Raw genomic sequence first — 22,822 nt, 5'->3', positions numbered from 1 at the left:
TGCGTCCTCTTACTGCTCTGCCGGGTCATGGTGTCGGACGGATCAGGTAATCCCCGCTGCCGCGCCGCACCAATTTGTAATTATGCTCATTGACTTCTGTTATAACAGATTTTTCCGTTTTTGCGAGCGCCAAGCGCAGATTGTCCCGGATTGCGTCACTTTCGCCATTGTCGAGCGCATAGGCTTTGCGGAAAATCTGCTCGGCCTCGGCGGTCTGGCCGCTCTCCATCAGCACGACGCCAAGGTTGTTCCAGACTTCCGGCTCGGCGGCGTCTTTCTCAACGGCGCCGCGTAGCAGGGTTTCGGCTTGTCCCAAACGCCCAAGCCCGAGGTTGGCACTGCCAAGGGCCGAGAGGATTTCACCCGTGAGCCCATGGTCCAACGCGGCGCGGTTAAAGGATTTGATGGCCAGTTCATACTGCCCTGCCGCGATCAGCCTATGGCCCACTTCGATCCCATCGACAGCCTCGGCCCGTTGGTTCACGCCGGGGGCATAGAGGTTTTCGGGTGTCTGATCCCCGCGCAACGCGGAAAAGCCGCCTGTCGAACAGGCGGCCAGAGCAAGGCCCAATATCGGCCCGATGAAAACGGCGCGGAGAAGGCTGCGCCGAATTTCCTTTTTCATTAATTCCCCATCTGACCCAGTTGCGAGATGCCATGTGCCGAGGGGCCGATCAGAATGATCAACAGCGGCGGCACGGTAAGGCCCATAGTGGCAAGGGTCATCTTGGTTGGCAACTTGTTTGCCGCCTCCTCGGCGCGCATCACGCGTTTGTCGCGCATCTCGGCGGCATAGACGCGCAGGGCGTCGGCGATGGAGGTACCAAAGGCAGCCGATTGGATCAGCACGGTCACGAAAGAGGAGACATCCTGCACGCCGCAGCGTTCGCCCATATCGTTGAGCACCGATACCTTGTCCTTACCGGCCTTCATCTCATAGGCGACCATCTCGAACTCTTCGGAAAGGGCGCGGTAGGAGGCGCGCAGCTCGCGGGCGACGCGGACGATGCATTGGTCCAGCGATTGCCCGGCTTCGACGCAGACCAGCATCATATCCAGCGCGTCGGGGAAGCCCCGGGTAATCTCTTCTTTGCGGGAATCGACCCGGCGGCGGACCCAGTATTTCGGCAGGTAGTAACCAATGGCGCCGGGGCCGATGGCCCACATCATGGTCTGCTGCGTTGTCAGCCCTTCGCCGCCGCCCAAGACATTGGTATAGACCAGACCGCCGACCAGCCCGAGCATCCCGAGTGCAAATTGGGCAAAGTAATAAAGCCGCACCGCATCGCGCGAACGATAGCCCGCTTGGCGCAGCATCAACTGTTTGGCGCTGAGTTCGGCCACGTCTTCAGGCTCAAGAAACTTGGCGAATTTCTGCAACTGGGCGTTTTGATCCGATTGGCGCAGCTTTTCGCGCGAACTGTCGCCCGTGGGGGCAGAGCTGGTGCGCTTAAGCTTGGTCAGCGGGTCTTCGGGCTGGCGCAGCATCAAGACCAGCGTGATCGCCACCAAGGCGACGCCCAAAGTGCCGATGATGATGATCAGCCCCATCGGCCCCAAGGCTTGGTTGATCTGATCGTTAAGCTGATTGAAAAATTCCATCACCGGCCTCTCAGACTTTGATATTGGTAAGGATGCGCATCACGAAAAGGTTCAGCACAAGGAAGATCCCCACAAGGAAACAGGCGGGAATGAAATAGGGGTGATCGCGCACCTCGTCATAGTAATGCGGATCGCCGAGGTTGATCACCACCAGCGCGGCCAGCGGGAAGGCCGACAGGAACTTGCCCGACCATTTCGCCTCGGCCGTGATCGCTTTGACCCGGCGGAACAGGCGGAAGCGGGCGCGGATCACCTTGGCCAGACCGGCGAGGATCTCGGCCAAGTTGCCGCCCGATTGCTGCTGAATGGTCACGGCGACGGCGAGAAAGCGCAAATCCTGCATGTCGAGCCGTTCGGCCATATCTTTCAGCGCCTCGCCCAGATCGCGGCCATAGGCGGCCTCATCGGCGATCACGCCAAATTCCGAGGCAAGCGGGTCTTGAATTTCTTTCGACACAATGGAAATCGCGTTGGAGAAAGGGTGCCCCACCCGCAGGCTGCGCACCATCAGCTCCACCGCATCGGGAAGCTGTTCTTCGATCATCGCCATGCGTTTGCCGGCCTTATGCGACACCCAGAAGAATACCGCACCCACGCCCATGGCGATGGACATCAGCGCGCGCACCGACACGGATGTATCGGTGCCGATGGTCAGCCCCAGAAATGCCAAAGCGGCCAACCCGGCCATGATCATCAACAACTGCTGCGGCGTGAAGGCAATCGCGGCCTTCTGCGCACGTTCTGACAGCAGGGAGTAGAGCGGGATCGACTTGGCGTTCATATGCTGCTGCATTTCCTTGCGCAGCTTATCGAGCACCTCTTCGCGGCGGGCGCCTTTCTCCAGCATCTCAAGGCGGCGGTTCACGCGGCTGTTGAGGCTGATGGATTTGCCGAATGCGACAAGGTACAGCCCCTCGACCAGCACCAGAACGCCGATGAAGATCAGGCCATAGATGATTGGTTCGGCACTCATTGCATCAATCCTTACTGGGCCGCCACGGGTTCGTAGATGGAGGCGGGCAGGTCATAGCCCCACATGCGGAACCGCTCAGAGAAGTGGCTGCGCACGCCGGTGGCGGTGAAATGGCCGATGATCTTGTTCTCGGGCGTCAGGCCGACGCGCTGGAAGCGGAAGATCTCTTGCATCGAGATGACCTCGCCCTCCATGCCCGTGATCTCGGTGATCGAGGTCATCCGGCGCGAGCCGTCTTGCAAGCGGCTGGCCTGCACGATCAGGTTCACAGCCGAGGAGATCTGGCTGCGCATCGCCTTGAGCGGCATTTCGATCCCGGCCATGGCGATCATGTTTTCCAGACGGCTGATGCCATCGCGGGCCGAGTTGGCGTGAATCGTGGTCATGGAACCGTCGTGGCCGGTGTTCATCGCCTGCAACATGTCGATGACCTCTTCGCCGCGCGTCTCGCCGACGATGATGCGGTCGGGGCGCATCCGAAGGGCGTTTTTCAGACAGTCGCGGGGGGAGACCTCGCCCTTGCCTTCGACGTTGGGCGGGCGGCTTTCCATCCGGCCCACATGGGTCTGTTGCAGTTGCAATTCGGCGGTGTCTTCGATGGTCAGAATGCGTTCGGCATTGTCGATGAAAGACGAAAGCGCGTTGAGCGTGGTGGTCTTACCCGAGCCCGTACCGCCCGACACGATGATGTTAAGACGCGTGGCCACGGCGGCCTGCAAATAGGCGGCCATCTCTTCCGAGAAGGCGCCGAAGTTCACCAGATCGTCGATGCCCAGCTTGTCTTTCTTGAACTTACGAATAGACACGAGCGAGCCATCGACGGCCACCGGGGGCACCATGGCGTTGAAACGCGAGCCATCCTTGAGACGCGCGTCAACGTAAGGGTTGCTTTCATCCACCCGACGCCCCACCGCCGAGACGATCTTGTCGATGATCCGCAGCAGGTGTTTTTCGTCTTTGAATGTGATGTCGGTCAATTGCAGCTTGCCGTCGCGTTCGACGAAAATCTGTTGCGGGCCGTTCACCAGAATATCGTTGACGCTGTCGTCTTTCAGCAGCGTCTCTAGGGGGCCCAGACCGGTGACCTCGTCATAAAGCTCGGAGTTCAGCGTCATGCGGTCTTCGCGGTTGAGCACGATGCTCTTTTCCGAAAGGATCTCGACGGCGATATCGTTGATTTCCTGCCGCAAATCAGCTTCCGAGGCATGTTCCAGCGCGGCGAGGTTGAGGTTGTCCAAGAGCGCGCGGTGCAGTTCGAGCTTGATCTCACTCATCCGCTGCTTGCGCTTGACCTCACGGTCCTCGGGGGACGCGGCGGCGGGTTTGACCGCGCGGCGCATTGAAACCGGTTTGGCCGCCGGCGCGGGCGCAGGTGCCGCGGGGGCGGGCTGGGCGGCTTTGGCTGGCTTGGCCTCGCGCGCCGGCGCGGGGGCGGCGGCTTTCGGGGTGGCAGAGGCTGGTTTCTTGTATTTCGAGAACATCGGTACGCTCTTTCGCTAGGGGGCTCAGGCGGCTTTGGCCTGCTCGCCCTTGAGATCGTGGATGGAGCTTGCCAGTTTGGCGATTTCGCGGCGCAGCGGGCTTTTCGGCGCGGAATTGGCCAGCGGCAGCCCGTGGTCATTGGCTTGGGTCACCGCCTTGCCGCCATCGGGCATCTGCACGTCGATCGAAATGCTCAGCGATTCGGCCATGCGCTTGACCCGGCTCTTGGCGCTGAGATCGGTGAATTTCGGCGCGCGGTTCATCACATAGCGCAGCTTTTCAAAGGGCAGTTCCTCAGACTGCAGCGCCCGTTTGAAGCGCAGCGCGTTCTGGGCCGAGCGCATGTCGAGCTCCAGCATGGCAAAGTAGACATGCGCGCTGGTCAGCACGGTCTCGGACCATTGAACCAGCGTCGAGGGCATGTCGACGATGACATAGTCGAACTGGTTGCGCGCCATGTTGAGGATGCGGTCGATATCTTCGTTGGTCACGATATCGAGCGGCAGCATCTCTGCCGGGGCGGTCAGCACATGCAGCTTGTCCTCAAAGGTTTGCAGCGCTTGACCAAAAATCTCTTCGTCCATGGATTCCGTGTCGGACATCATCTCATAGACCGCCTCGCGGCGTTGCAGATCAAGGAAGGTCGCGACAGAGCCATATTGCAGGTCGAAATCCAGCAGGCAGACCGAGGGCGGGTTTTTCTTGTCGGCATTTGCCAGTTCCCAAGCGAGGTTCACGGCAAGGGTCGTGGCCCCAGTGCCGCCAGCCAAACCATGCACGACGATCAGTGCGCCATCCTTTTGCGCACCGGCCTTCAACTGCGGCGCACTGCTGTCGGCTGCGGGGGCAGGGGGGGCGTTCTCTCCGGCGCGGACGCGGGCAATGGCCTGGGCCAATTCGCCTTCGGGCAGTGGATAGGGGACGAACTCATCCGCCCCCTTCCGCAGCAGCGAATGCAATGCGGCGGGGGTCATGTCTTCGGCGATCAGGATCACCCGGATGTCGCGCGCCTTGGCCTGCGTGATGATTTCACTCATCAAAACGAGGTTGTCCTCGTCGGTCTCATCCATGGCGAGGGCGACGAATTCCATCGCCTCGGCTTCGGGTTGGCTGAAAAAGGCCAGCGCTTCGGCGAATCCCAGATCGCCCCAGCTTTCGCCCAAAGTGGCTTCCATATCTTCGATCAAGAGGTCGAAGTTCTGTACATCACGGCTGATTGTGCAGGCAACGATCGGCGCTGCTTCGGGTTGTGGCATAGTGCTGCTCATGACCTTTTGTCCTTTACATCAACGGTTTGGCCGGAGGGCGGCGATATTCTGTCGCCGCGAACGCTCTGACCTCTGCCTTATGCGCGGCTCTTGAGCCGGGCACATTTATCCTTCTGCGTCGAATATCACCCCCAACTGGGGCGAGATTGGGGCCAAAAAGCCTCTATTGTTGGGTATCTTGAAACGATACGTCCATTCGCGCCCGATTGGACATGGCTTTTCAGAGACAAAAACCCCCGCGGCCCGAAGGCGCGGGGGGATATTATCCATGCGAAAGAAGGGCTTACCCTTACTCCTCGCCGCCACCTGCCTCGGTGGCACCGGAGCTTAGCTGAGAGGGGGGCACGGCGCTGGCTACATATTCGCGGTAGATGATCTGCGCATATTTGCCGTCCAGCAGCATCGGGTGGCCCTGGACGAAGCCGCTGACCTCGGTCACCGTGCGCCGGTTGCGACGCTCGCGGCCCTGGGTCACGATCAGCGGCTGCGTTTCGCCAAAGGAAACAACGGCTTCCAAACGGCTGGGGCTGATTCCCAAGGTCGAGAGATAGCGCACCACGGCCTGCGCCCGGCGCAGCCCCAAGGCGCGGTTATAGGCCTGCGAGCCGACCAGATCAGTGTGGCCATAGACCCGGAAGCGAATCTCGGGGAATTGGCGAATCCAGCTGGCTTGCTGGCGCAGGATGGCTTTCGCATTCGCGTCCAGACGGGCCGAGTTGAAGGCGAAGGTCACGGTCGAGCGGACCTCATTAGAGAAACGGTTCGCCAGATCAAAGGTCACACGCTTCTCGCCGGTCATGACTTGGCGGTTGTGCAATGTGGCATTGCCGAATTGGCCCGTGTCCACGACCGACCCCGCCTCGCGGTAGAACTGCGTATAGACCGGATCGTTGTTGGGCGCGCAGGCGGCGAGCCCGGCAAGGGCCGCGGTGCCCGCGATCAACGTGATATGTCTGCGTGTCATCGGATCAATCCAGTACATAACCGTAGGAACCGCGGAAGTCCTGCTTGGCCACTTCGCCCGCAGCGCCGCGGCTGGGGGTGCGGGTGCCATCCGCCGTGCGCCCGTGCAGGAACAGGTCTTTCTCGGAGGGCGGTTTGATGCGATCCGTGGGCAGGGCCAGCGCTTCGCCACGGGTCGGGGTGACCAGATGGGCGGTGACGATGATGACCAATTCGGTCTGGCTGCGCTGGTAATCCGCCGAACGGAACAGCGCGCCTAGCACTGGCACATCGCCGATCCACGGCAGTTGCCGCGTGCTGTCGGTGAAGTCGTCGGTCAAAAGGCCCGCGATGGCAAAGCTTTCCCCGTCACGCATTTCGACCGTGGTCGAGGTTTCGCGCCGGGTGAAGGCGGAGATCTCAATGCCGTTGCCCAACGAAATGCTGTTGCTTGCGTCGATGGCCGAAACGGCGGCGTTCATCTCGAGGTTAATGATATCCTTGTCCACGACGCGCGGGATAAAGGCGAGTTCTACGCCGAAGGGTTTGAACTCCACCGACACCGTATCACTGGTTTGGGCGACTGGGATCGGGTACTCGCCCCCGGCGAGGAACTTGGCCTCTTGGCCCGAAAGCGCCACGAGGTTCGGCTCTGCCAAGAACCGGACGACGCCCTTTTCCTCCAATGCTTCCAACAGGATGCCCACTTGGGTAGAGCCTGCATTGAAGCCGAAAAGAACTGCACCTGCGTTCTGGTTCGCCGATGGGATCGACCCGCCGAGCGAAGTCGCGACCCCGCCTGACGTATTGGTGCTGCCGGTCCCCGCGCTGAAATCGGAGCCGCCGTTGATTGCCAGCGAAGAGCCGAGCGATTTCGACACATTGCGTTGCATCTCAGCAAAGCGGACCTTCATCATGACTTGCTGGATGCCGCCCACGCTCATCAGGTTGCTGACCCGTTCCGGAGCATAGCGTTCGGCAAGATCGAGCGCGCGTTGCAGCCGTTGCGTGGAGGAGACGATGCCCGACAGCACGATACCGTCATTAGCGGTGCGCACTTCGATCTTCTCACCCGGCAGGATCTGACGCAGCCGTTCTTTGAATTCAGAGACATCCGCCGCGACGCGGACATCGACATTGGTGATCAGCTGTCCCGCCGCGTCGAGCAGCGTGAGCGTGGTCAGCCCCGGCGATTTGCCCAACACATAGATCGTACGGTCAGACAGGGAGGAGATATCCGCGATACCGGGGTTGGCGATGCTGAGTTCCGCGAAGGGAATGTCGCTTTCCACCACCACGGCGCGGTTCATCGGGACGTCGAGGCTGGAATTAGTGCCGCGTTTGACAACGCGCAGCGTGTCGGCGCCAGCTGAACTGGGCAGGGTCAATGCCATCGGCATCGCGCCCAGTGTCAGCCCCAGCAGGGCTGCTTTCAGAAATCTATCGATTTTCATGTGACCTGCCTTTTTGATCACGCCTCGGGATGGGTCTTTTTGCCCTCGTTTGGCAACACTCTGCGGCAATTCCAAATTTATTGCAAGAATCAAGCTCTTCGCGGGCGCTGTGCATGTGGGCTATGCGCAACATACCTGCAAAAATGAAAGACGCCGCATGGGAGTGCGGCGCCTTCATTAACTTAGCAAGAGGTTGTTTTCAGGTCAGTTTGTGCAGGGGATCGGCAGTTCGACCACCTCGGCCCCGCGGCGGGTGCGGATCGTGCAAACCTTCTCTTTGGTAACTTCGGCGATGGTCTCTTGCGCCTCGATTCCCAGAAGCGAGCGTTGGTCGACTTCGATGGCCTCGGCCACGGTGTCGTCATTCGTGCCGACGAGAGCGAGGGAGAGTTTGCCGGTCGATTGCGCTTGGGCGAGGGCGGCGACCTGTTGCGGTTTCACGGCCACCGTCACTGTCTTGGCGATCGAGGCTTCTTCCATCACCAGCGCATCGGCGCTCTGGTCGATGGCGATCAGCTGCACGCCAGATTCGATCAGCTTGGTCACATCGCCGTTGCTGGATTGGTTGCCCACGTTCACGCGGCCCGTCCAATAGACGTCAACCCGGTCCCCGGGGCGCAGGAAGCCCGAAACGCCGCTAGAGACGTCGACTTTAATGGTGAAGGCACGCGTGCCGCGGGCCAAACGGGAGGTGAGACCGGAATCTTCGCCCGGCTCGGTCACCTTGACGGCCATGATCGCTTCATCTTTCTCGATGTTGCGCAGCACGATGCGTTGTTCTTTGGTGTTCTCAGGGAACAATACGGTTTCTTCGAAGAATGTACCTTCGGGAATGGCATTCTCAGGCCATTTCACCGCACGAACGTCCTCGCGGGTGAGGGGCTGCCCGTATTTCAAGGGCTTGTCGGCCACCCAAACGGTTTTCGTTGGCACGACCTGCGCCAGCGCGGCCTGCGCTTGTGCATTGGCGGCTTGATACTGTGAAATCCGGTCTTTCGCCAGATAAACGGCCCCACCGGCAAGTGCGACACCTACCAAAAGAACCAATCCGAATACGGCTCGCATGATGTTACCTCTTTGCTATGGAAGCGAATCTCGGCTCGCTTTGATCACCCCGGCAAGTTAGCTGCCGAATATGGCGAGAATTGGTCTGGGCGGGGGCGATGGGGTGAAGTTTGGCGCAGCGCGCCGCGGCACACGATGGCTCAAGTTGCGAGCTTTACCCGGATATATTCAACAAGGACATCTAGGCTGTCGGAGAAGACGCTCAGCGCTAGGATTGCCAGGCCGACCAACCCGGCGGTCAGGACAAGCCAATCTACAGTGATGGCACCAGATTGACTGCGTAAAAAATAGTGAAGGGCGCGGCGCATAAGGTTTTTTCCTAAGAAGCTTCGTGCCTAGTTTGAAGACAAAAGGGGGCCGCTCCCGGCTGGAGGTGCGGCCCTGATGATTAGATTTCGCTTAACTAGCGATTAGTTACTGCGGTCAGCTGTTGTTTCGAAGTTAGTGATGTCTGTGGCGATATTGTCCGACATTGTTTCGACGTTGTCACCAATCGTGTTGAACGCAACAATAGCCAGGCCAACGATCGCAGCGGTCAGAACGACCCAGTCAACTGTCACGGCACCGTCTTCATCTTTGCGGAAGTTTTTGATAAAGTTCATCATGTCATGTCCCTCCAAGGATCACTGAGTAAAAGGTCTTAACCTCGCCGTCCGGTTTGCCTCGCTCTCTCATTTGAAGCTGTCCGACTTGGTATGACCCTATATAGCCGTCAGATTGGGGCGCGAATTTGGCAGCAAACGTGCCTTTTCCGGACTGTCCGTGCTTTTCTTGCGAAAACACGTTAACTCTCTGTTTAATGGCGTTTTAAATATTGTATCGGGCCTTCCGCCTGCGCTTTCCCACCGTCGAACACCGCAATTGCGGCGAAATTGCCATGATCCCCGCCTCAAACGCTGGCCCGATTCCACGATTCGTGTGATATTGCCGCGCAAAGGCGCGTCAGACGCAAGGTAGAGCAGGCATGTATCGCATATTGGCATTCTCGCTGGTCACGGCCCTCATGGCCCCTGCCGCCATGGCAGAGGGGCCGAAACCGTTCCCTGAGTTCTCGGCCAAACGGGTCGGCCCGCCCAAGAAGGGGGCCAAACGCATCACGGTGCAAATCGATCCGGCGGCCCGCGCCGCGGCAGCGGCGGAGGTGGACACAGGCCCCGCGGTCGCCGCGACCCCGAGCGGCGCGATCGCGCCTTTGAACGCCGGGCAGTTCGATTGGTTCTGGGATAAAATCTCTCCCGCGGCTGAGCGGAGCGGGGCAGGGCGATTGGCCCCCGCGATGGCGGCGCTTTCGGGCGGAAAAGTGCCCGCACCGCGCCTGCAACATTTGCAAGATATCGCGCGCAGCAACGGGGTGGATATCCTGCGCGCCACGGTTGGCACCAATGTCTCTCCGGCGCTGGTGCTGGCGGTGATCAGCGTGGAGTCCGCAGGGCGTGCCGATGCGGTCAGCCGGGCGGGCGCAGCCGGTCTGATGCAACTGATGCCCGATACCGCCGCCCGTTTTGGCGTGCGCGACAGTATGGTCGCGGCCGAGAATATCTCAGGCGGGGTCAAATACCTCGACTGGCTGATGGGGGAGTTCGACCGCGATCCGATTCTCGTGCTCGCGGGTTATAACGCGGGGGAGGGCTCGGTGCGCAAACATGCGGGCGTGCCGCCCTTTGCCGAGACGCGCGACTATGTGCCAAAGGTGTTGGCGGCGTTTCAAGTGGCGCAGGGGCTTTGCCTGACACCGCCGGAACTGATCAGCGATGGCTGCGTCTTTGCTGCGATGAACTGAGCGCGACGGGCATGCCCCCGGCGGAAGCCGCCGAGGGCTGTTTTCTCAAACGATGGTCGCTTGGGTCGCGGCGCGCAGCTCTTCCTCGGTCACGCCATCGGCGCATTCGACGATCTTCAAGCCACCTTCGACCACGTCGAGCACACCGAGGTTGGTGATGATCCGGTCGACCACGCCTTTACCGGTCAGCGGCAGGGTGCATTCTTTCAGCACCTTCGAGTCACCGGCCTTGTTCTGGTGGTCCATCACCACGATGACCTTGCGGACACCGGCCACGAGGTCCATCGCGCCGCCCATGCCCTTGACGAGCTTGCCGGGGATCATCCAGTTCGCCAGATCGCCGTTCTCGGCCACTTCCATGGCGCCGAGGATTGCCGCCGCGATCTTGCCGCCGCGGATCATGCCAAAGGACATGGCGCTGTCGAAATAGGCGGTGCGGCTCAGCTCGGTGATGGTCTGCTTGCCGGCGTTGATCAGGTCTGGGTCTTCCTCGCCCTCGTAAGGGAAGGGGCCCATGCCCAGCATGCCGTTCTCGGACTGAAGGGTAATGTCCTTGTCGCCGACGTAATTCGCCACCAGCGTCGGAATACCGATGCCGAGGTTCACATACATGCCGTCTTCGAGTTCCTCTGCGGCCCGCGCCGCCATCTGATCTCTATCCCAAGGCATTAGGCTTCCTCCCGCTTGCGTGTCGTGACCTTCTCGATGCGTTTCTCATGCTCGCCTTGGATGATGCGATGCACATAGATGCCCGGCAGGTGGATGTGGTCGGGGTCGAGGCTGCCGCGGGGGACAATCTCTTCGACCTCGACGATGCAGACCTTGCCACACATGGCCGCGGGCGGGTTGAAGTTGCGCGCGGTCTTGCGGAAGACGAGGTTGCCGGTGTCGTCGGCTTTCCATGCCTTCACGATCGACAGATCGGCAAAGATGCCTTCTTCGAGGATGTAATCCTCACCGTGGAACTGTTTCACTTCCTTGCCCTCGGCGATCTGGGTGCCGACGCCGGTCTTGGTGTAGAAACCCGGAATGCCCGCACCACCCGCGCGCATGCGCTCGGCCAAGGTGCCTTGAGGGTTGAATTCCAATTCCAGCTCGCCCGAGAGATACTGGCGCATGAATTCGGCATTCTCCCCCACATAGGAGGAGATCATCTTTTTCACCTGCCGCGATTGCAGCAGAATGCCGATGCCGAAGTCATCGACGCCCGCATTGTTCGACGCAAAGGTGAGGTCTTTGGCCCCGTTTTCCTTGATCGCCTGCAACAGCAATTCCGGAATGCCGCAAAGGCCAAAGCCCCCGGCGGCGATCAGCATGCCATCCGACAGAACGCCTTCCAGCGCCTCGGCGGCGGATCCATAGATTTTGTTCACGGGCGACCTCCCTACAGTTTCGCTGCGCCATATGTGACCCTGCGTCGGGGCAGTGTCAATTACGTGGTGCTACGCAGGAAAGGCCGCCCGGAAAGTCAGATGATGCGCACCTGCGTGCCCACGGGGCAGAGGCCGAAAAGTTCTTCGATCTTCTCGTTGTAAAGCCCGATGCAACCGTCCGAGGACCGCCGCCCGATCTTGCGCGTGTCATGGGTGCCGTGGATGATATAGGCAGGCCAGCTAAGATACATCGCATGGGTGCCGAGCGGATTGTCCGGGCCCGGCGGCATGTATTTGTAATGCGGGAAACGTTCCATCATCGAGGCGGTGGGCGTCCAATCAGGGCCGACTTTCTTGCGCACGATCTCGGTATAGCCGCGCTTGGTCAACTCTTCGGTGGCGGGCACCGAGGTGGGGTAGACCTTGTAGGTCTGGCCGTCCGCGCTCCAGTAATGCAGGGCGCGGCTGGTGGTGTCGGCCACGATCGCGCCTTTGCCAAGGCTGTCGAAATGGTCCTGCCAACGCTGGGTGGCAAAGCTCGACGTGTTGCGCGACACCGGAGGTTCGGCGGAATATTCGCGGGGCGCTTGGCCGGGTTCCTGCGCGCGCAGGATCTGGGGCGTCATCAGCGCCGCGCTGCTCGCGGCGATCAGCCCGCGCCGGGTAAATTTCATGCCTGACATTGATCTGCCTTTCATAGTGGTCTTGCCGCCGCCCCTGATCCGAAAATCGAAGGCGAATGGCAAATCACATATTCATGATGCTGGATATAAAGGCAGGCCACAGGCGGAACCGCGCCGATCCCCCGGCGCGGTTGCTGTGCCTAGGCGCGGCTTACGCGCTGTCGGCTTTTTTCGCGGTTGTTTTCTTGGCCGCGGGTTTCTTTGTGGCCGCCTTTGCCGGAGCCTTCTTGGCCGCCGTCTTTTTCGCCGCCGGCTTTTTGGCTGCCGTTTTCTTGGCCGGCGCTTTCTTTGTCGCCGCTTTGCGCTTGGCGGGGGATTTGGCGAGCTTCTCTTCGATCAACTCCACCGCGCGTTCCATCGTCAGATCCGCGGGTTCGATCTCCTTCGGGATCGTGGCGTTCACCTTCTCCCATTTGACGTAGGGCCCGTATTTGCCCTCCATGACATTGACCTCGCCGCCCATATCCGGGTGCTCGCCCATCTCGCGGATCGGTTTCGCGGCCTTGCCCCGGCCACCGCGGCTGGCGACTTTCTCGGCCAACAACTGCACCGCGCGATTCATGCCGACGGTCCAAACCTCATCGATGCCTTCGAGATTGGCATTGGTGCCGCCCCGGTGCGAGGTGCTTTCGGCGTGCTTGATGTAAGGCCCATAGCGCCCGATGTTGGCCCAGACCATAACGCCATCCTCGGGGTGAGGGCCGATCTCACGCGGGAGTGACAGGAGCATCACGCCCTGCTCCAGCGTCAGATCCTCGGGCACCCAATCCTTGGGGATCGACTGGCGCGGGGGTTTCTTGTTCTCTTCCGTCACCGGGCCGCGCTGGACATAGGGCCCGAAACGGCCCTTGAAAACGCGGATTTCGTCGCCCTGATCTTCACCCAGAAGCTTACCGTCGGGCGGGATGGCTGAGGCTTCGGCCTCCGGGTCGGGCGGGCCAAAGGGGCGGGTATAGCGGCATTCGGGGTAGTTCGAACAGCCGATGAAGGCGCCGCCCGAGCGCGCGGTGCGCATCGACAGGCGGCCAATCTCGCAATTGGGGCAAAGCCGCGGGTCGCTGCCGTCTTCGGTGGGCGGGAAGAGATGCGGCTCCAGCACCTCGTTAATCTTTTCCAGCACCTCGGTGATGCGCAGCTCGGATGTCTCGGCGATGGCCGCCGAGAAATCGCGCCAGAAGCGGCGCAGCACTTCCTTATAGGCGGCATCCCCGGCGCTGACCTTGTCGAGTTGATCCTCCAGATCGGCGGTGAAGTCATAGCCGATGTAGCGGCGGAAATAATTCTCAAGGAAGGCGGTCACCAGACGGCCCTTATCCTCGGGGATCAGGCGGTTGCCGTCCTTGCGGACATATTCGCGGTCCTGAATCGTGGTGACGATGCTGGCATAGGTCGAGGGGCGGCCGATGCCGAGCTCTTCCATCTTCTTGACCAGCGTCGCCTCGGTGTAGCGCGGCGGGGGCTGGGTGAAATGCTGCTCGGGCGTGACGCTGCGCTTGTCCATCGCGTCACCTTGGCTGATCTGGGGCAGGCGCTTGTCGTCCTCGTCGACGACATCGTCGCGGCCTTCTTCGTAGACCCGCAGGAAGCCGTCGAAGAGCACGACCTGGCCGTTGGCGCGCAGCCCGACCTGCGCGTCGTCGCTGCCGATCTCGACGGTGGTGCGCTCCAGTCGGGCGCTTTCCATCTGGCAGGCGAGGGTGCGTTTCCAGATCAGGTCATAGAGTTTCGCCTGATCGGCATCGAGCTTCAGCGCCTTGGCGTCCTTGGTCATATCCGTGGGGCGGATACATTCGTGGGCTTCCTGCGCGTTCTTCGCCTTGTTCTTGTAAATGCGCGGCTCTTTCGGCACGTAATCCGCGCCAAACCGGTCCTTGATCGCATCGCGCGCCATGGCAACGGCCTCGGGCGCCATGTCGATGCCGTCGGTCCGCATGTAGGTAATGTGACCGGCCTCGTAGAGACGCTGCGCGGTCGACATGGTCTGGCGCGCGCCCATGGAGAACTTGCGGCTGGCCTCCTGCTGCAGCGTCGAGGTCATGAAGGGGGCCGAGGGGTTGCGGCTGGCCGGTTTCGCCTCGACGTTCATCACCTTCAGCGCCCGGCTGGTGATCGCCTGCACCGCCATTTCGGCCTGTGTGGCATCCGCGAGATCGAAACGTTCGAGCTTGTTTCCGGCGAGCGAGACGAGACGGGCTTCGAATTCCTGACCGCGCGGCGTGGCGAGCAGCGCCTTTACCGACCAATACTCACGGGCGCGGAAAGCCTCGATCTCCATCTCGCGCTCGACGATGAGGCGCAGGGTGACCGATTGCACGCGGCCCGCAGACTTGGCGCCCGGCAGCTTGCGCCAGAGCACGGGGGAGAGGTTGAACCCCACCAGATAGTCCAGCGCGCGGCGGGCGAGATAGGCCTCAACCAGCGGCATGTCGACCTGACGCGGGTTCTGCATCGCCTCGGTCACCGCCTTCTGGGTGATCTGGTTGAAGACCACGCGACTTACGGGCGTGTCTTTCTTGATCGATTTGCGCTTGGTCAGCGCCTCTTGCAGGTGCCAGCTGATCGCCTCACCTTCGCGGTCGGGGTCAGTCGCGAGGATCAATGCGTTGTCTTGGGCCAGCGCGTCGGCGATGGCCTTGACGTGTTTCTTGCTGTCGCTGGCCACCTCCCATTTCATGTCGAAATCGGCGTCGGTATCGACCGAGCCGTCTTTCGGCGGCAGGTCGCGGACGTGGCCGTAAGAGGCGAGGACGGTGTAATCGTCGCCCAGATATTTGTTGATCGTTTTGGCCTTGGCTGGGGATTCGACGACGACGACGGGCATAAATACAGGCACCTTAGATCAAAAACGGGGGCGGCTTTGCGCTGTCTCATGTGGGATTGCAGGGGTGTTTGTCAATGCAGCTGCTGCGTATCACGGGTTTACGGCACAGCGGTTTCGTGGGCCGAATGGGCCGTTTCGCCGGCATCGACGGTCGGCATTCGAGGCTTGCTTGGCCCGGCCAACTGCCCCGCGGTTGGTCCCCGGTTTCGCGGCGCTTTGACCGGGCCGCGCTCCTTCGCGGCGTCAGGCAGAGCGGCTGAGCAGCCCGCCGGGTTGGCGCTGAATTTCCCCCTCCATCTCAAGATCGAGGAGCGCGGGGGCGACATCGCTACTCGGCACTTGCAAGTCGCGGATCAACTGATCCTCCGCAACCGGCGCATGGCCGAGACGAGAGAGGATCTGCGCATGGAGCTTCGCGACAGTGCTTTGGTTTCGCGGCGGTGTTTCCGGGCGCGGGGCCGCGGGGGGCTTGCTGCGGGGTGGCGGGGTTTGAGCTCCCCCCTCCGGCAAAACCTCCAACACATCCGCGGCAGCGCGCACCAGCACCGCGCCGTCGCGGATCAGCATGTTGCAGCCTGCCGCGCGGGCGTCCATCGGGTGGCCGGGGACCGCCAGCACGTCGCGCCCTTGATCGAGAGCGTCGCGGGCGGTGATCAAACTGCCCGAGCGGGCCGCCGCCTCAACCACCACCGTCGCGCGGCTCAGGCCTGAGATGATGCGATTGCGGCGGGGGAAGTGCCGGGCCATCGGTTGCAGCCCCATCGGTTGCTCTGACAGCCGCAGCCCCTGCGCGGCGATCTGGCCGGTCAGCACGGTGTTCTCGCTGGGATATATAATGTCGACCCCGCCCGCCTGCACGGCGATGGTGCCGCGGGGCAATGCGGCCTCATGCGCCGCCGCGTCGATGCCCCGAGCAAGGCCGGAGACCACGACGAAGCCAGCTTCGCCCAGTTCGGCGGCGAGGTTGCGGGCCATGCGCAGCCCAAGCGAAGAAGCGTTTCGCGCGCCCACGAGGGAGATCATCGGACGGCCCAGCAATGCCGGGTCGCCGATCAGCCATAGGAAGGGCGGCGCATCGGGAAGGTCGCTGAGCAGGCGCGGGTAGGGTGCCTCCCCCTCAACCAGTAGCCGGGCCCCGGCGCGGCGGGCGGCGTTGAGTTCCGCCTGAACCACCCCTTCGGGGCAGATGCGGTAGTCTGATATCCCGGCGGCACGCGCGACTTCCGGCAGCGCTTTCAGCGCCTCTTGGGCAGAGCCATGTTCATCCAGCAAGCGCCGATAGGTCGAAATACCCACGCGGCGAGAGCGCAACAGACGAAGCCGGGCAAACTGTTCATCTTCCTGGGTGGGTGGGAGTGGGGGGTGAGTGGAAGAAGGATGTAGGTCCTTGTCAGTCATCCCGAAACTCCGTCCGTTGCAGAATCAGGTATAGGATTTAGTGCTTAACAACCTATGAAGATTTCCCCGCGTATTTGATTCAACCCCAGCGTGCCACCGTCAGGTCGCGGCCCCGCCGACGGTCAACCCGCCGATCATCAAAGTGGGCTGGCCCACACCCACCGGCACCCACTGCCCCTGCTTGCCGCAGTTGCCCATGCCGGGGTCGAGCGTCGGGTCGTTGCCAATAGCGCGGATCTTTTGCAAGGCCGTGGCCCCATCGCCGATCAAGGTCGCTCCTTTGACCGGCGCGCCGATCTTGCCGTTTTGCACGCGGTAGGCCTCAGTGCAGGAGAAGACGAACTTGCCATTGGTGATATCGACCTGCCCGCCGCCGAAGCCCACGGCATAGATCCCGTCCTTGAGATCAGCCACGATATCGCCCGGTGCCGCCTCGCCGCCCAGCATATAGGTGTTGGTCATCCGCGGCATCGGGATATGTGCATAGGACTGCCGCCGCCCGTTGCCCGTTGAGGCGCTGCCCATGAGCCGCCCGTTCTGACGGTCCTGCATATAGCCGACCAGCTTACCATCTTCGATCAGCACATTGCGCGCCGAGGGGGTGCCCTCGTCATCGACAGAGATTGAGCCGCGCCGGTCGGGGATCGTGCCGTCATCCAGCACGGTCACGCCCTTGGCTGCGATCTGTTGGCCCATCAACCCGGCAAAGGCGCTGGAGCCCTTGCGGTTGAAATCGCCCTCAAGCCCGTGACCGATGGCTTCGTGGAGCAGGATGCCGGGCCAGCCGGGGCCAAGCACCACGTCCATCACGCCCGCGGGCGCGGGGACGGCTTCGAGGTTCACGCAAGCGATGCGCAGGGCTTCGCGGACCTTCGCCTGCCAATCTTCGGGGGCCAGCATGCCGTCCAGCCCGATCCGCCCGCCGCCGCCGACACCGCCGCTTTCGCGGCGGCCGTCCTGCTCGACGATGACCGAGACATTGACCCGCGTCATGGGGCGCACGTCGCGCACCGAATGCCCTTCGGGGCGAAGAATCTCGACCTCCTGAATGCTGGCGGCGATCGTGGCGCTCACCTGTACTACGCGGGAATCGAGGCTTCGGGCATAGGCGTCGATCTCGCGCAGGCTATCGACCTTGACCGGGAAGGCATGGCCCGCGATCGGGTCTTCGTCCGTATAAAGCCGCTTGTTACTGGCCTGAGGGGCATCGGCCCATGTGCCGCCACCATCGCCCACCGCCAGCCGCGCCGTCTCCGCCGCGCGGCGCAGGGCGGCCTCGCTCAGTTCGGTGGAATGGGCGTAGCCTGCCACTTCGCCGCGCACGGCGCGCAGGCCAAAGCCCTCGGCGGCATCATAGCTGGCGGTTTTGAGGCGTCCGTCGTCGAAAACCAGCGCTTCAGAGCGGCGGCGTTCGAGGAACAATTCGCCGTCATCGGCACCGGCCACGGCCTCGCGTAGCACGCTCAGAGCAGTTTCTCGGTCCAGATCGGCCTCGAAGGGGGTGAAATGCGCGCGGCTCATCGGGGGTATCCTTGCTTGCTGTCACAAAACTGTCTCGCGCGGCTCTATGACGCAAGCATGTGACTTTATCTTGTAGGCAGAATATGATTGTAAGCACCCAGGATTACAACGGCACCGGATCGCAGCAGCGGTTTGGGGTGCTTATCGGCTTCTTAATGGTCACAAGATCAGGACGACATATGAAACATCTACTCCCCCTTTCCGGTCTTTTGACCAGCCTTGCCGCCCTGCCTGCATTGGCACAGGACAGCCTGCGCATTGACGGGCTTGATGTCATCGGCAGACCTGTTGACGGCGAGACAGGCTTTCAACCCGCCGTTACCGAATTGGCGCGGGATATCCATGCTTTGGATCACCTGATTCTGGTGATCATCGCCGCGATCACCGTCTTCGTGACCGGCCTGATCATCTGGGTCATGATCCGCTACAACAAAAAGCGGAACCCGAACCCCTCGTCCTTTACCCACCACACTCCGATCGAAATCGCCTGGACGATCGGGCCGATTCTCATCCTTGTGCTGATCGGTGCCTATTCGCTGCCGATCCTGTTCCGTCAGCAGGAAATCCCCGAAGCGGACATCACGATCAAGGCCATCGGCAACCAGTGGTACTGGACCTATGAATATGTCGACGAAGAGATCGCCTTTGACAGCTACATGATCGGCGCTCCGGCGACGCTGGGCGACGGTGATGAGGACGTGACCCCCTTCGTGCTGAATGACGCGATGGTCGCCAAGCTTGAAGACGAAGGCTACAGCCGCGATGACTTCCTGCTGGCCACCGACACATCCGTCGTGATCCCCGTGGGCAAGACCATCGTCGTGCAGGTGACCGCCAGCGACGTGATCCACTCTTGGACCATCCCCGCCTTCGGCGTGAAGCAGGATGGCGTGCCGGGCCGTCTGGCCGAACTGTGGTTCACGGCCGAGCAAGAGGGCGTCTACTTCGGCCAGTGTTCCGAGCTTTGCGGTCAGGCCCACGCCTATATGCCGATCACCGTCAAAGTGGTTTCGGAAGAGGCCTATGCGGAATGGCTTGGCAATGCCAAGGCGGAATATGCTGGCATCGAACAGCCGCTGACCGTCGCCTCTAAGTAAGCCAGTTCCACGGGGCAGGGCACAGGCCCGTGCCCCGTGTTTACCCTTGGAAGGTTCGGGATGACTGACATCACCAATACGCCAACAAGTGAATACGACGCGCAGCTGGGGGATTACTTCGCCCTGCTGAAGCCGCGCGTCATGTCGCTGGTCGTCTTCACGGCCTTCGTGGGGCTGTTGGCCGCGCCGGTTTCGGTCAATCCCGTCATCGGCTTTTGCGCGATCCTGTTCATCGCCATAGGCGGCGGTGCCTCTGGCGCGCTGAACATGTGGTGGGACGCCGATATCGACGCGGTGATGCGCCGCACGCGCGGGCGCCCGATCCCCTCGGGCCGGGTTCAGCCCGGAGAGGCGCTGACGCTTGGCGTGGCGCTCTCGGGTCTGTCGGTGATGATGCTGGCGCTGGCGACCAACCTGCTGGCGGGCGGGATGCTGCTCTTCACCATCCTTTTCTATGCCGTTTTCTATACCATGTGGCTCAAGCGTCTGACGCCGCAGAACATCGTCATCGGCGGCGCCGCGGGGGCCTTCCCGCCGGTGATCGGCTGGGTCGCGGCCACGGGCAGCTTCTCGGTCGAGGCATGGCTGATGTTTGCGCTGATCTTCATGTGGACCCCGCCGCATTTCTGGGCGCTGGCGCTCTTCATGCGCTCGGACTACGACGATGCCAAGGTGCCGATGCTGACCGTGACCCATGGCCGCCCGGCCACGCGGCTGCATATCTTTGTCTACACCGTCCTTCTGGCTGCATTGGCCATCGGCACGGCCTTCACTGCCATCGGCGGTATCTTCTATTTCGCCGTGGCGCTGGTGCTGAACGCCGCCTTCCTGCTGGGGGCCTACCGTATCTGGAAGCGGGATGAGGTCATGGCCGAGGGTGACGACTATGCCGAAGAGCGCAAGTTCTTCCGCCTGTCGCTGGCCTATCTCTTCTTGCACTTCGGCGCGATCCTGGGCGAAGCAGCCCTGCGCACCTTTGGCTTGGGAGGCTGGTAATGGGCATCCGACCCGAGCATGAGCTGCACAATCGCCGCCGCGGCCGCAACATCGGCGTGGGCCTGATGCTGGGTGCCTTCGTGGTGCTGATCATGGCGTTGACCTACGTCAAGATCACCCAGACCGATTTCGAACTCCCCCCGGAGCAACGTGAGGTGACACAGTAATGGCGCTTTCCGGTCCTCAGAAAACAGTGATGCAAACCGTCGGCGTGGTGGTGCTTATGGGCGGCCTCGCTTGGGCGTCGGTACCGTTTTACGACTGGTTCTGCCGCGTCACCGGCTTTGGCGGCACGCCGGGGCAGGTCTCTGCCGCCAAAGCCGACGTGCTGGATAAGACGGTCAAGGTCCGTTTCGACGGCTCCCTGAACGACGGTATGCCGTGGGAATTCAAGCCCGTGGTCCGCGAAATGGAGATCCGCATCGGCGAGACCGGGTTGGCTTTCTACGAGGCGTACAACCCGACCGACAAACCGGTGGCGGGGCAGGCGAGCTATAACGTCACCCCTTATACCGCCGGGGCCTTTTTCGAGAAGATCGACTGCTTTTGCTTTACCGAACAGGTGCTGGCCCCAGGCGAGCGCGTGCAGATGCCGGTAAGCTTTTTCGTCGACCCGGAAATGGTCGAAGACCGTGATGGGAAGTTTGTACATACCATCACTCTGTCCTATACATTCTACGAAATTGACCTGCCCGAGGGCTATGCCGCCCTTGATCAGGACAGCGCCACAACAACCAATTAACGACCTGATTGAACAAAGGTGAGGGACCCGCAACCATGGCCCATGCAAAAAACCACGACTACCATATTCTCCCCCCCTCGACCTGGCCGCTGCTGGGGTCGGTAGGCGGATTTGTCATGCTGGCGGGCGCTGTCCTGTGGATGCACGGGATGACCCCCTTCGTTTTCTTGGGCGGTCTGGTGGCCACGCTCTACGTCATGTTCGGATGGTGGGCCGAAGTGGTCTCCGAAAGCGAAGTGGGCGATCACACCGGTGTGGTGCGCATCGGCCTGCGCTATGGTTTCATCCTCTTCATCATGTCCGAAGTCATGTTCTTCGTGGCGTGGTTCTGGTCCTTCTTCAAACAGGCCCTTTACCCGATGTATGAATATGTCGGCACGGAATACGTCCAGCCCGACATTCATGCGGTCGATGCCTTCCACCTGCCGCTGATCAACACGCTGGTTCTGCTGCTGTCGGGCTGTGCCGTGACGTGGGCGCACCATGCGCTGGCCCATGAAAACAACCGCAAAGACCTGATCTCGGGCCTGACCATCGCGGTGATCCTCGGCGTGCTCTTCACCGCGCTGCAGGCTTACGAATACTACGAACTGCTGGTCCATGACGATTGGACATTCGGCGGCGACATGTATTTCTCCAGCTTCTTCATGGCGACCGGCTTCCACGGTTTCCACGTGATCATCGGCACGATCTTCCTCTTCGTCTGCCTGCTGCGCGCCATGCGCGGCCACTTCACCCCCGAACGCCACGTCGGCTTCGAGGCGGCAGCGTGGTACTGGCACTTCGTTGACGTGGTCTGGCTGTTCCTCTTCTTTGCCGTCTACATGTGGGGCCAGCCCTGACCATAGGGCGGGGTTGCATCCGCGCCCCACACCCGTAAAACCCAAACGCGCGAAGCCCTCTTCGCGCGTTTGTCGTTTCAGCCAGAGAGATTCGAATGCGGCGCAGCCTGTTCTTCATCATTGTCGGCCTTGGCGGGGCAGCCATCCTCGTCGCACTCGGGGTCTGGCAGGTGCAGCGGCTGGCGTGGAAAGAGGCGATCATCGCCGACATCAACAACCGCATCGCCGCAACACCCGTGGCCTTGCCCGCCGATCCCGATCCAGAAGCCGACGCCTATCTGCCCGTCACCGTCAGCGGAGAGATCGGGGCGCAGGCGCTGCATGTGTTGGTCAGCCAAAAGCAGAAAGGCGCAGGCTACCGCGTCATCGCACCCATGGCGTTGGAGAGCGGGCGGCGCGTGCTCATCGACCTCGGCTTTACCGCCACATCGAACAAAGACGCTATCGCCCCCGCAGGCACCGCCACTCTGACCGGCAACCTGCAATGGCCTCAGGAGGTCGACAGTTTCACGCCCGAGGCCGACATGGATCGCAACATCTGGTTCGCCCGCGATGTGGATGTCATGGCCGAAACCCTCGACACCGAACCGCTTTTGATCGTCATGCGCGAAGGCGCCGGGCCGGACCCAAAGATCACCCCGCTGCCCGTCGATACCGCCCGCATCCCCAACGATCACTTGCAATATGCGATCACCTGGTTTTCCCTCGCCGCCATCTGGCTGGCGATGACCGTCCTTTTCCTGCGCCGCCGCCGCGCCCCTGCAACGCCGAAAGTCGACTGAC

Annotated in this window: 22 protein-coding genes; 7 read left to right on the top strand and 15 right to left on the bottom strand. The window is 61.6% G+C overall.

Annotated features, from left to right (window positions below; all coding sequences use genetic code 11):
* Positions 1–25: 25 nt before the first annotated feature.
* From ACGYK2_RS06815 to ACGYK2_RS06775, 9 genes are all read right to left on the bottom strand, one after another.
* The gene (locus ACGYK2_RS06815) at positions 26–625 is read right to left on the bottom strand and encodes a tetratricopeptide repeat protein (protein ID WP_271688039.1); all 600 of its coding nucleotides are present in this window, start codon (positions 623–625) and stop codon (positions 26–28) included.
* Positions 625–1,602 (bottom strand): type II secretion system F family protein, encoded by a 978-nt coding sequence (locus ACGYK2_RS06810; RefSeq protein ID WP_271688038.1) that lies wholly within the window; start codon positions 1,600–1,602, stop codon positions 625–627. The genes ACGYK2_RS06815 and ACGYK2_RS06810 overlap by 1 nt, the downstream gene beginning before the upstream one ends.
* 10 nt (positions 1,603–1,612) lie before the next feature.
* Positions 1,613–2,575, bottom strand: coding sequence for a type II secretion system F family protein (locus tag ACGYK2_RS06805; protein WP_276154284.1), 963 nt, complete (start codon positions 2,573–2,575; stop codon positions 1,613–1,615).
* A gap of 11 nt (positions 2,576–2,586) precedes the next feature.
* Positions 2,587–4,056, bottom strand: coding sequence for a CpaF family protein (locus ACGYK2_RS06800; protein ID WP_271688036.1), 1,470 nt, complete (start codon positions 4,054–4,056; stop codon positions 2,587–2,589).
* 24 nt (positions 4,057–4,080) lie between these two features.
* Complete coding sequence (locus tag ACGYK2_RS06795; protein WP_276154285.1) at positions 4,081–5,325, bottom strand: AAA family ATPase; 1,245 nt, start codon at positions 5,323–5,325, stop codon at positions 4,081–4,083.
* Between the two features lie 289 nt (positions 5,326–5,614).
* Positions 5,615–6,289 carry an OmpA family protein gene (locus tag ACGYK2_RS06790; RefSeq protein WP_271688034.1) on the bottom strand — a complete coding sequence of 225 codons (675 nt, stop codon included), beginning with the start codon at positions 6,287–6,289 and terminating at the stop codon, positions 5,615–5,617.
* Between the two features lie 4 nt (positions 6,290–6,293).
* Complete coding sequence (locus tag ACGYK2_RS06785) at positions 6,294–7,721, bottom strand: type II and III secretion system protein family protein (protein WP_067267251.1); 1,428 nt, start codon at positions 7,719–7,721, stop codon at positions 6,294–6,296.
* A gap of 204 nt (positions 7,722–7,925) precedes the next feature.
* Positions 7,926–8,786: a Flp pilus assembly protein CpaB gene (gene cpaB, locus ACGYK2_RS06780; protein WP_271688033.1), complete on the bottom strand. Its 861-nt coding sequence runs from the start codon at positions 8,784–8,786 to the stop codon at positions 7,926–7,928.
* Between the two features lie 410 nt (positions 8,787–9,196).
* Positions 9,197–9,391: a Flp family type IVb pilin gene (locus tag ACGYK2_RS06775; RefSeq protein ID WP_067267255.1), complete on the bottom strand. Its 195-nt coding sequence runs from the start codon at positions 9,389–9,391 to the stop codon at positions 9,197–9,199.
* 359 nt (positions 9,392–9,750) lie between these two features.
* Between ACGYK2_RS06775 and ACGYK2_RS06770 the strand changes: the two genes are divergently transcribed.
* The gene (locus ACGYK2_RS06770) at positions 9,751–10,566 is read left to right on the top strand and encodes a lytic transglycosylase domain-containing protein (RefSeq protein ID WP_271688031.1); all 816 of its coding nucleotides are present in this window, start codon (positions 9,751–9,753) and stop codon (positions 10,564–10,566) included.
* 45 nt (positions 10,567–10,611) lie between these two features.
* Here ACGYK2_RS06770 and ACGYK2_RS06765 read toward each other — a convergent pair whose 3' ends face one another.
* The 6 genes from ACGYK2_RS06765 to tldD all read right to left on the bottom strand — a co-directional run bounded on the left by ACGYK2_RS06765 (position 10,612) and on the right by tldD (position 18,362).
* Positions 10,612–11,235 carry a CoA transferase subunit B gene (locus tag ACGYK2_RS06765; protein WP_271688030.1) on the bottom strand — a complete coding sequence of 208 codons (624 nt, stop codon included), beginning with the start codon at positions 11,233–11,235 and terminating at the stop codon, positions 10,612–10,614.
* Positions 11,235–11,939 carry a CoA transferase subunit A gene (locus ACGYK2_RS06760; RefSeq protein WP_271688029.1) on the bottom strand — a complete coding sequence of 235 codons (705 nt, stop codon included), beginning with the start codon at positions 11,937–11,939 and terminating at the stop codon, positions 11,235–11,237. Before ACGYK2_RS06760 ends, ACGYK2_RS06765 begins: the two co-directional genes overlap by 1 nt.
* Before the next feature lie 95 nt (positions 11,940–12,034).
* A complete protein-coding gene (locus tag ACGYK2_RS06755; RefSeq protein WP_271688028.1) occupies positions 12,035–12,622 on the bottom strand; it encodes a L,D-transpeptidase in 588 nt (195 codons plus the stop codon).
* 151 nt (positions 12,623–12,773) lie between these two features.
* Positions 12,774–15,443 (bottom strand): type I DNA topoisomerase, encoded by a 2,670-nt coding sequence (topA, locus tag ACGYK2_RS06750; protein WP_271688027.1) that lies wholly within the window; start codon positions 15,441–15,443, stop codon positions 12,774–12,776.
* 243 nt (positions 15,444–15,686) lie between these two features.
* Positions 15,687–16,841, bottom strand: coding sequence for a DNA-processing protein DprA (dprA, locus tag ACGYK2_RS06745; protein ID WP_271688024.1), 1,155 nt, complete (start codon positions 16,839–16,841; stop codon positions 15,687–15,689).
* A 99-nt stretch (positions 16,842–16,940) separates the two neighbouring features.
* Complete coding sequence (gene tldD, locus ACGYK2_RS06740; RefSeq protein WP_271688023.1) at positions 16,941–18,362, bottom strand: metalloprotease TldD; 1,422 nt, start codon at positions 18,360–18,362, stop codon at positions 16,941–16,943.
* Between the two features lie 179 nt (positions 18,363–18,541).
* Between tldD and coxB the strand changes: the two genes are divergently transcribed.
* The 6 genes from coxB to ACGYK2_RS06710 all read left to right on the top strand — a co-directional run bounded on the left by coxB (position 18,542) and on the right by ACGYK2_RS06710 (position 22,821).
* Positions 18,542–19,459: a cytochrome c oxidase subunit II gene (coxB, locus tag ACGYK2_RS06735; protein WP_271688022.1), complete on the top strand. Its 918-nt coding sequence runs from the start codon at positions 18,542–18,544 to the stop codon at positions 19,457–19,459.
* Between the two features lie 60 nt (positions 19,460–19,519).
* Positions 19,520–20,455: a heme o synthase gene (cyoE, locus tag ACGYK2_RS06730; RefSeq protein ID WP_067267787.1), complete on the top strand. Its 936-nt coding sequence runs from the start codon at positions 19,520–19,522 to the stop codon at positions 20,453–20,455.
* Positions 20,455–20,622: a cytochrome C oxidase assembly protein gene (locus ACGYK2_RS06725; protein WP_271688021.1), complete on the top strand. Its 168-nt coding sequence runs from the start codon at positions 20,455–20,457 to the stop codon at positions 20,620–20,622. The genes cyoE and ACGYK2_RS06725 overlap by 1 nt, the downstream gene beginning before the upstream one ends.
* Entirely contained in the window at positions 20,622–21,197 is a 576-nt protein-coding gene (locus ACGYK2_RS06720) for a cytochrome c oxidase assembly protein (RefSeq protein WP_271688020.1), read from the top strand. Before ACGYK2_RS06725 ends, ACGYK2_RS06720 begins: the two co-directional genes overlap by 1 nt.
* Before the next feature lie 35 nt (positions 21,198–21,232).
* The gene (locus tag ACGYK2_RS06715) at positions 21,233–22,039 is read left to right on the top strand and encodes a cytochrome c oxidase subunit 3 (RefSeq protein WP_271688018.1); all 807 of its coding nucleotides are present in this window, start codon (positions 21,233–21,235) and stop codon (positions 22,037–22,039) included.
* Positions 22,040–22,134: 95 nt separating this feature from the next.
* A complete protein-coding gene (locus ACGYK2_RS06710; protein ID WP_271688017.1) occupies positions 22,135–22,821 on the top strand; it encodes an SURF1 family protein in 687 nt (228 codons plus the stop codon).
* Position 22,822: the final 1 nt, after the last annotated feature.

Origin of the sequence: Sulfitobacter sp. 1A10359 (assembly GCF_043558145.1) — a bacterium.
In the GTDB taxonomy this organism is placed as follows: domain Bacteria; phylum Pseudomonadota; class Alphaproteobacteria; order Rhodobacterales; family Rhodobacteraceae; genus Sulfitobacter; species Sulfitobacter faviae.
Note: the sequence above shows the minus strand (reverse complement) of the source record. Positions and strands in the feature narration are given on the sequence as shown.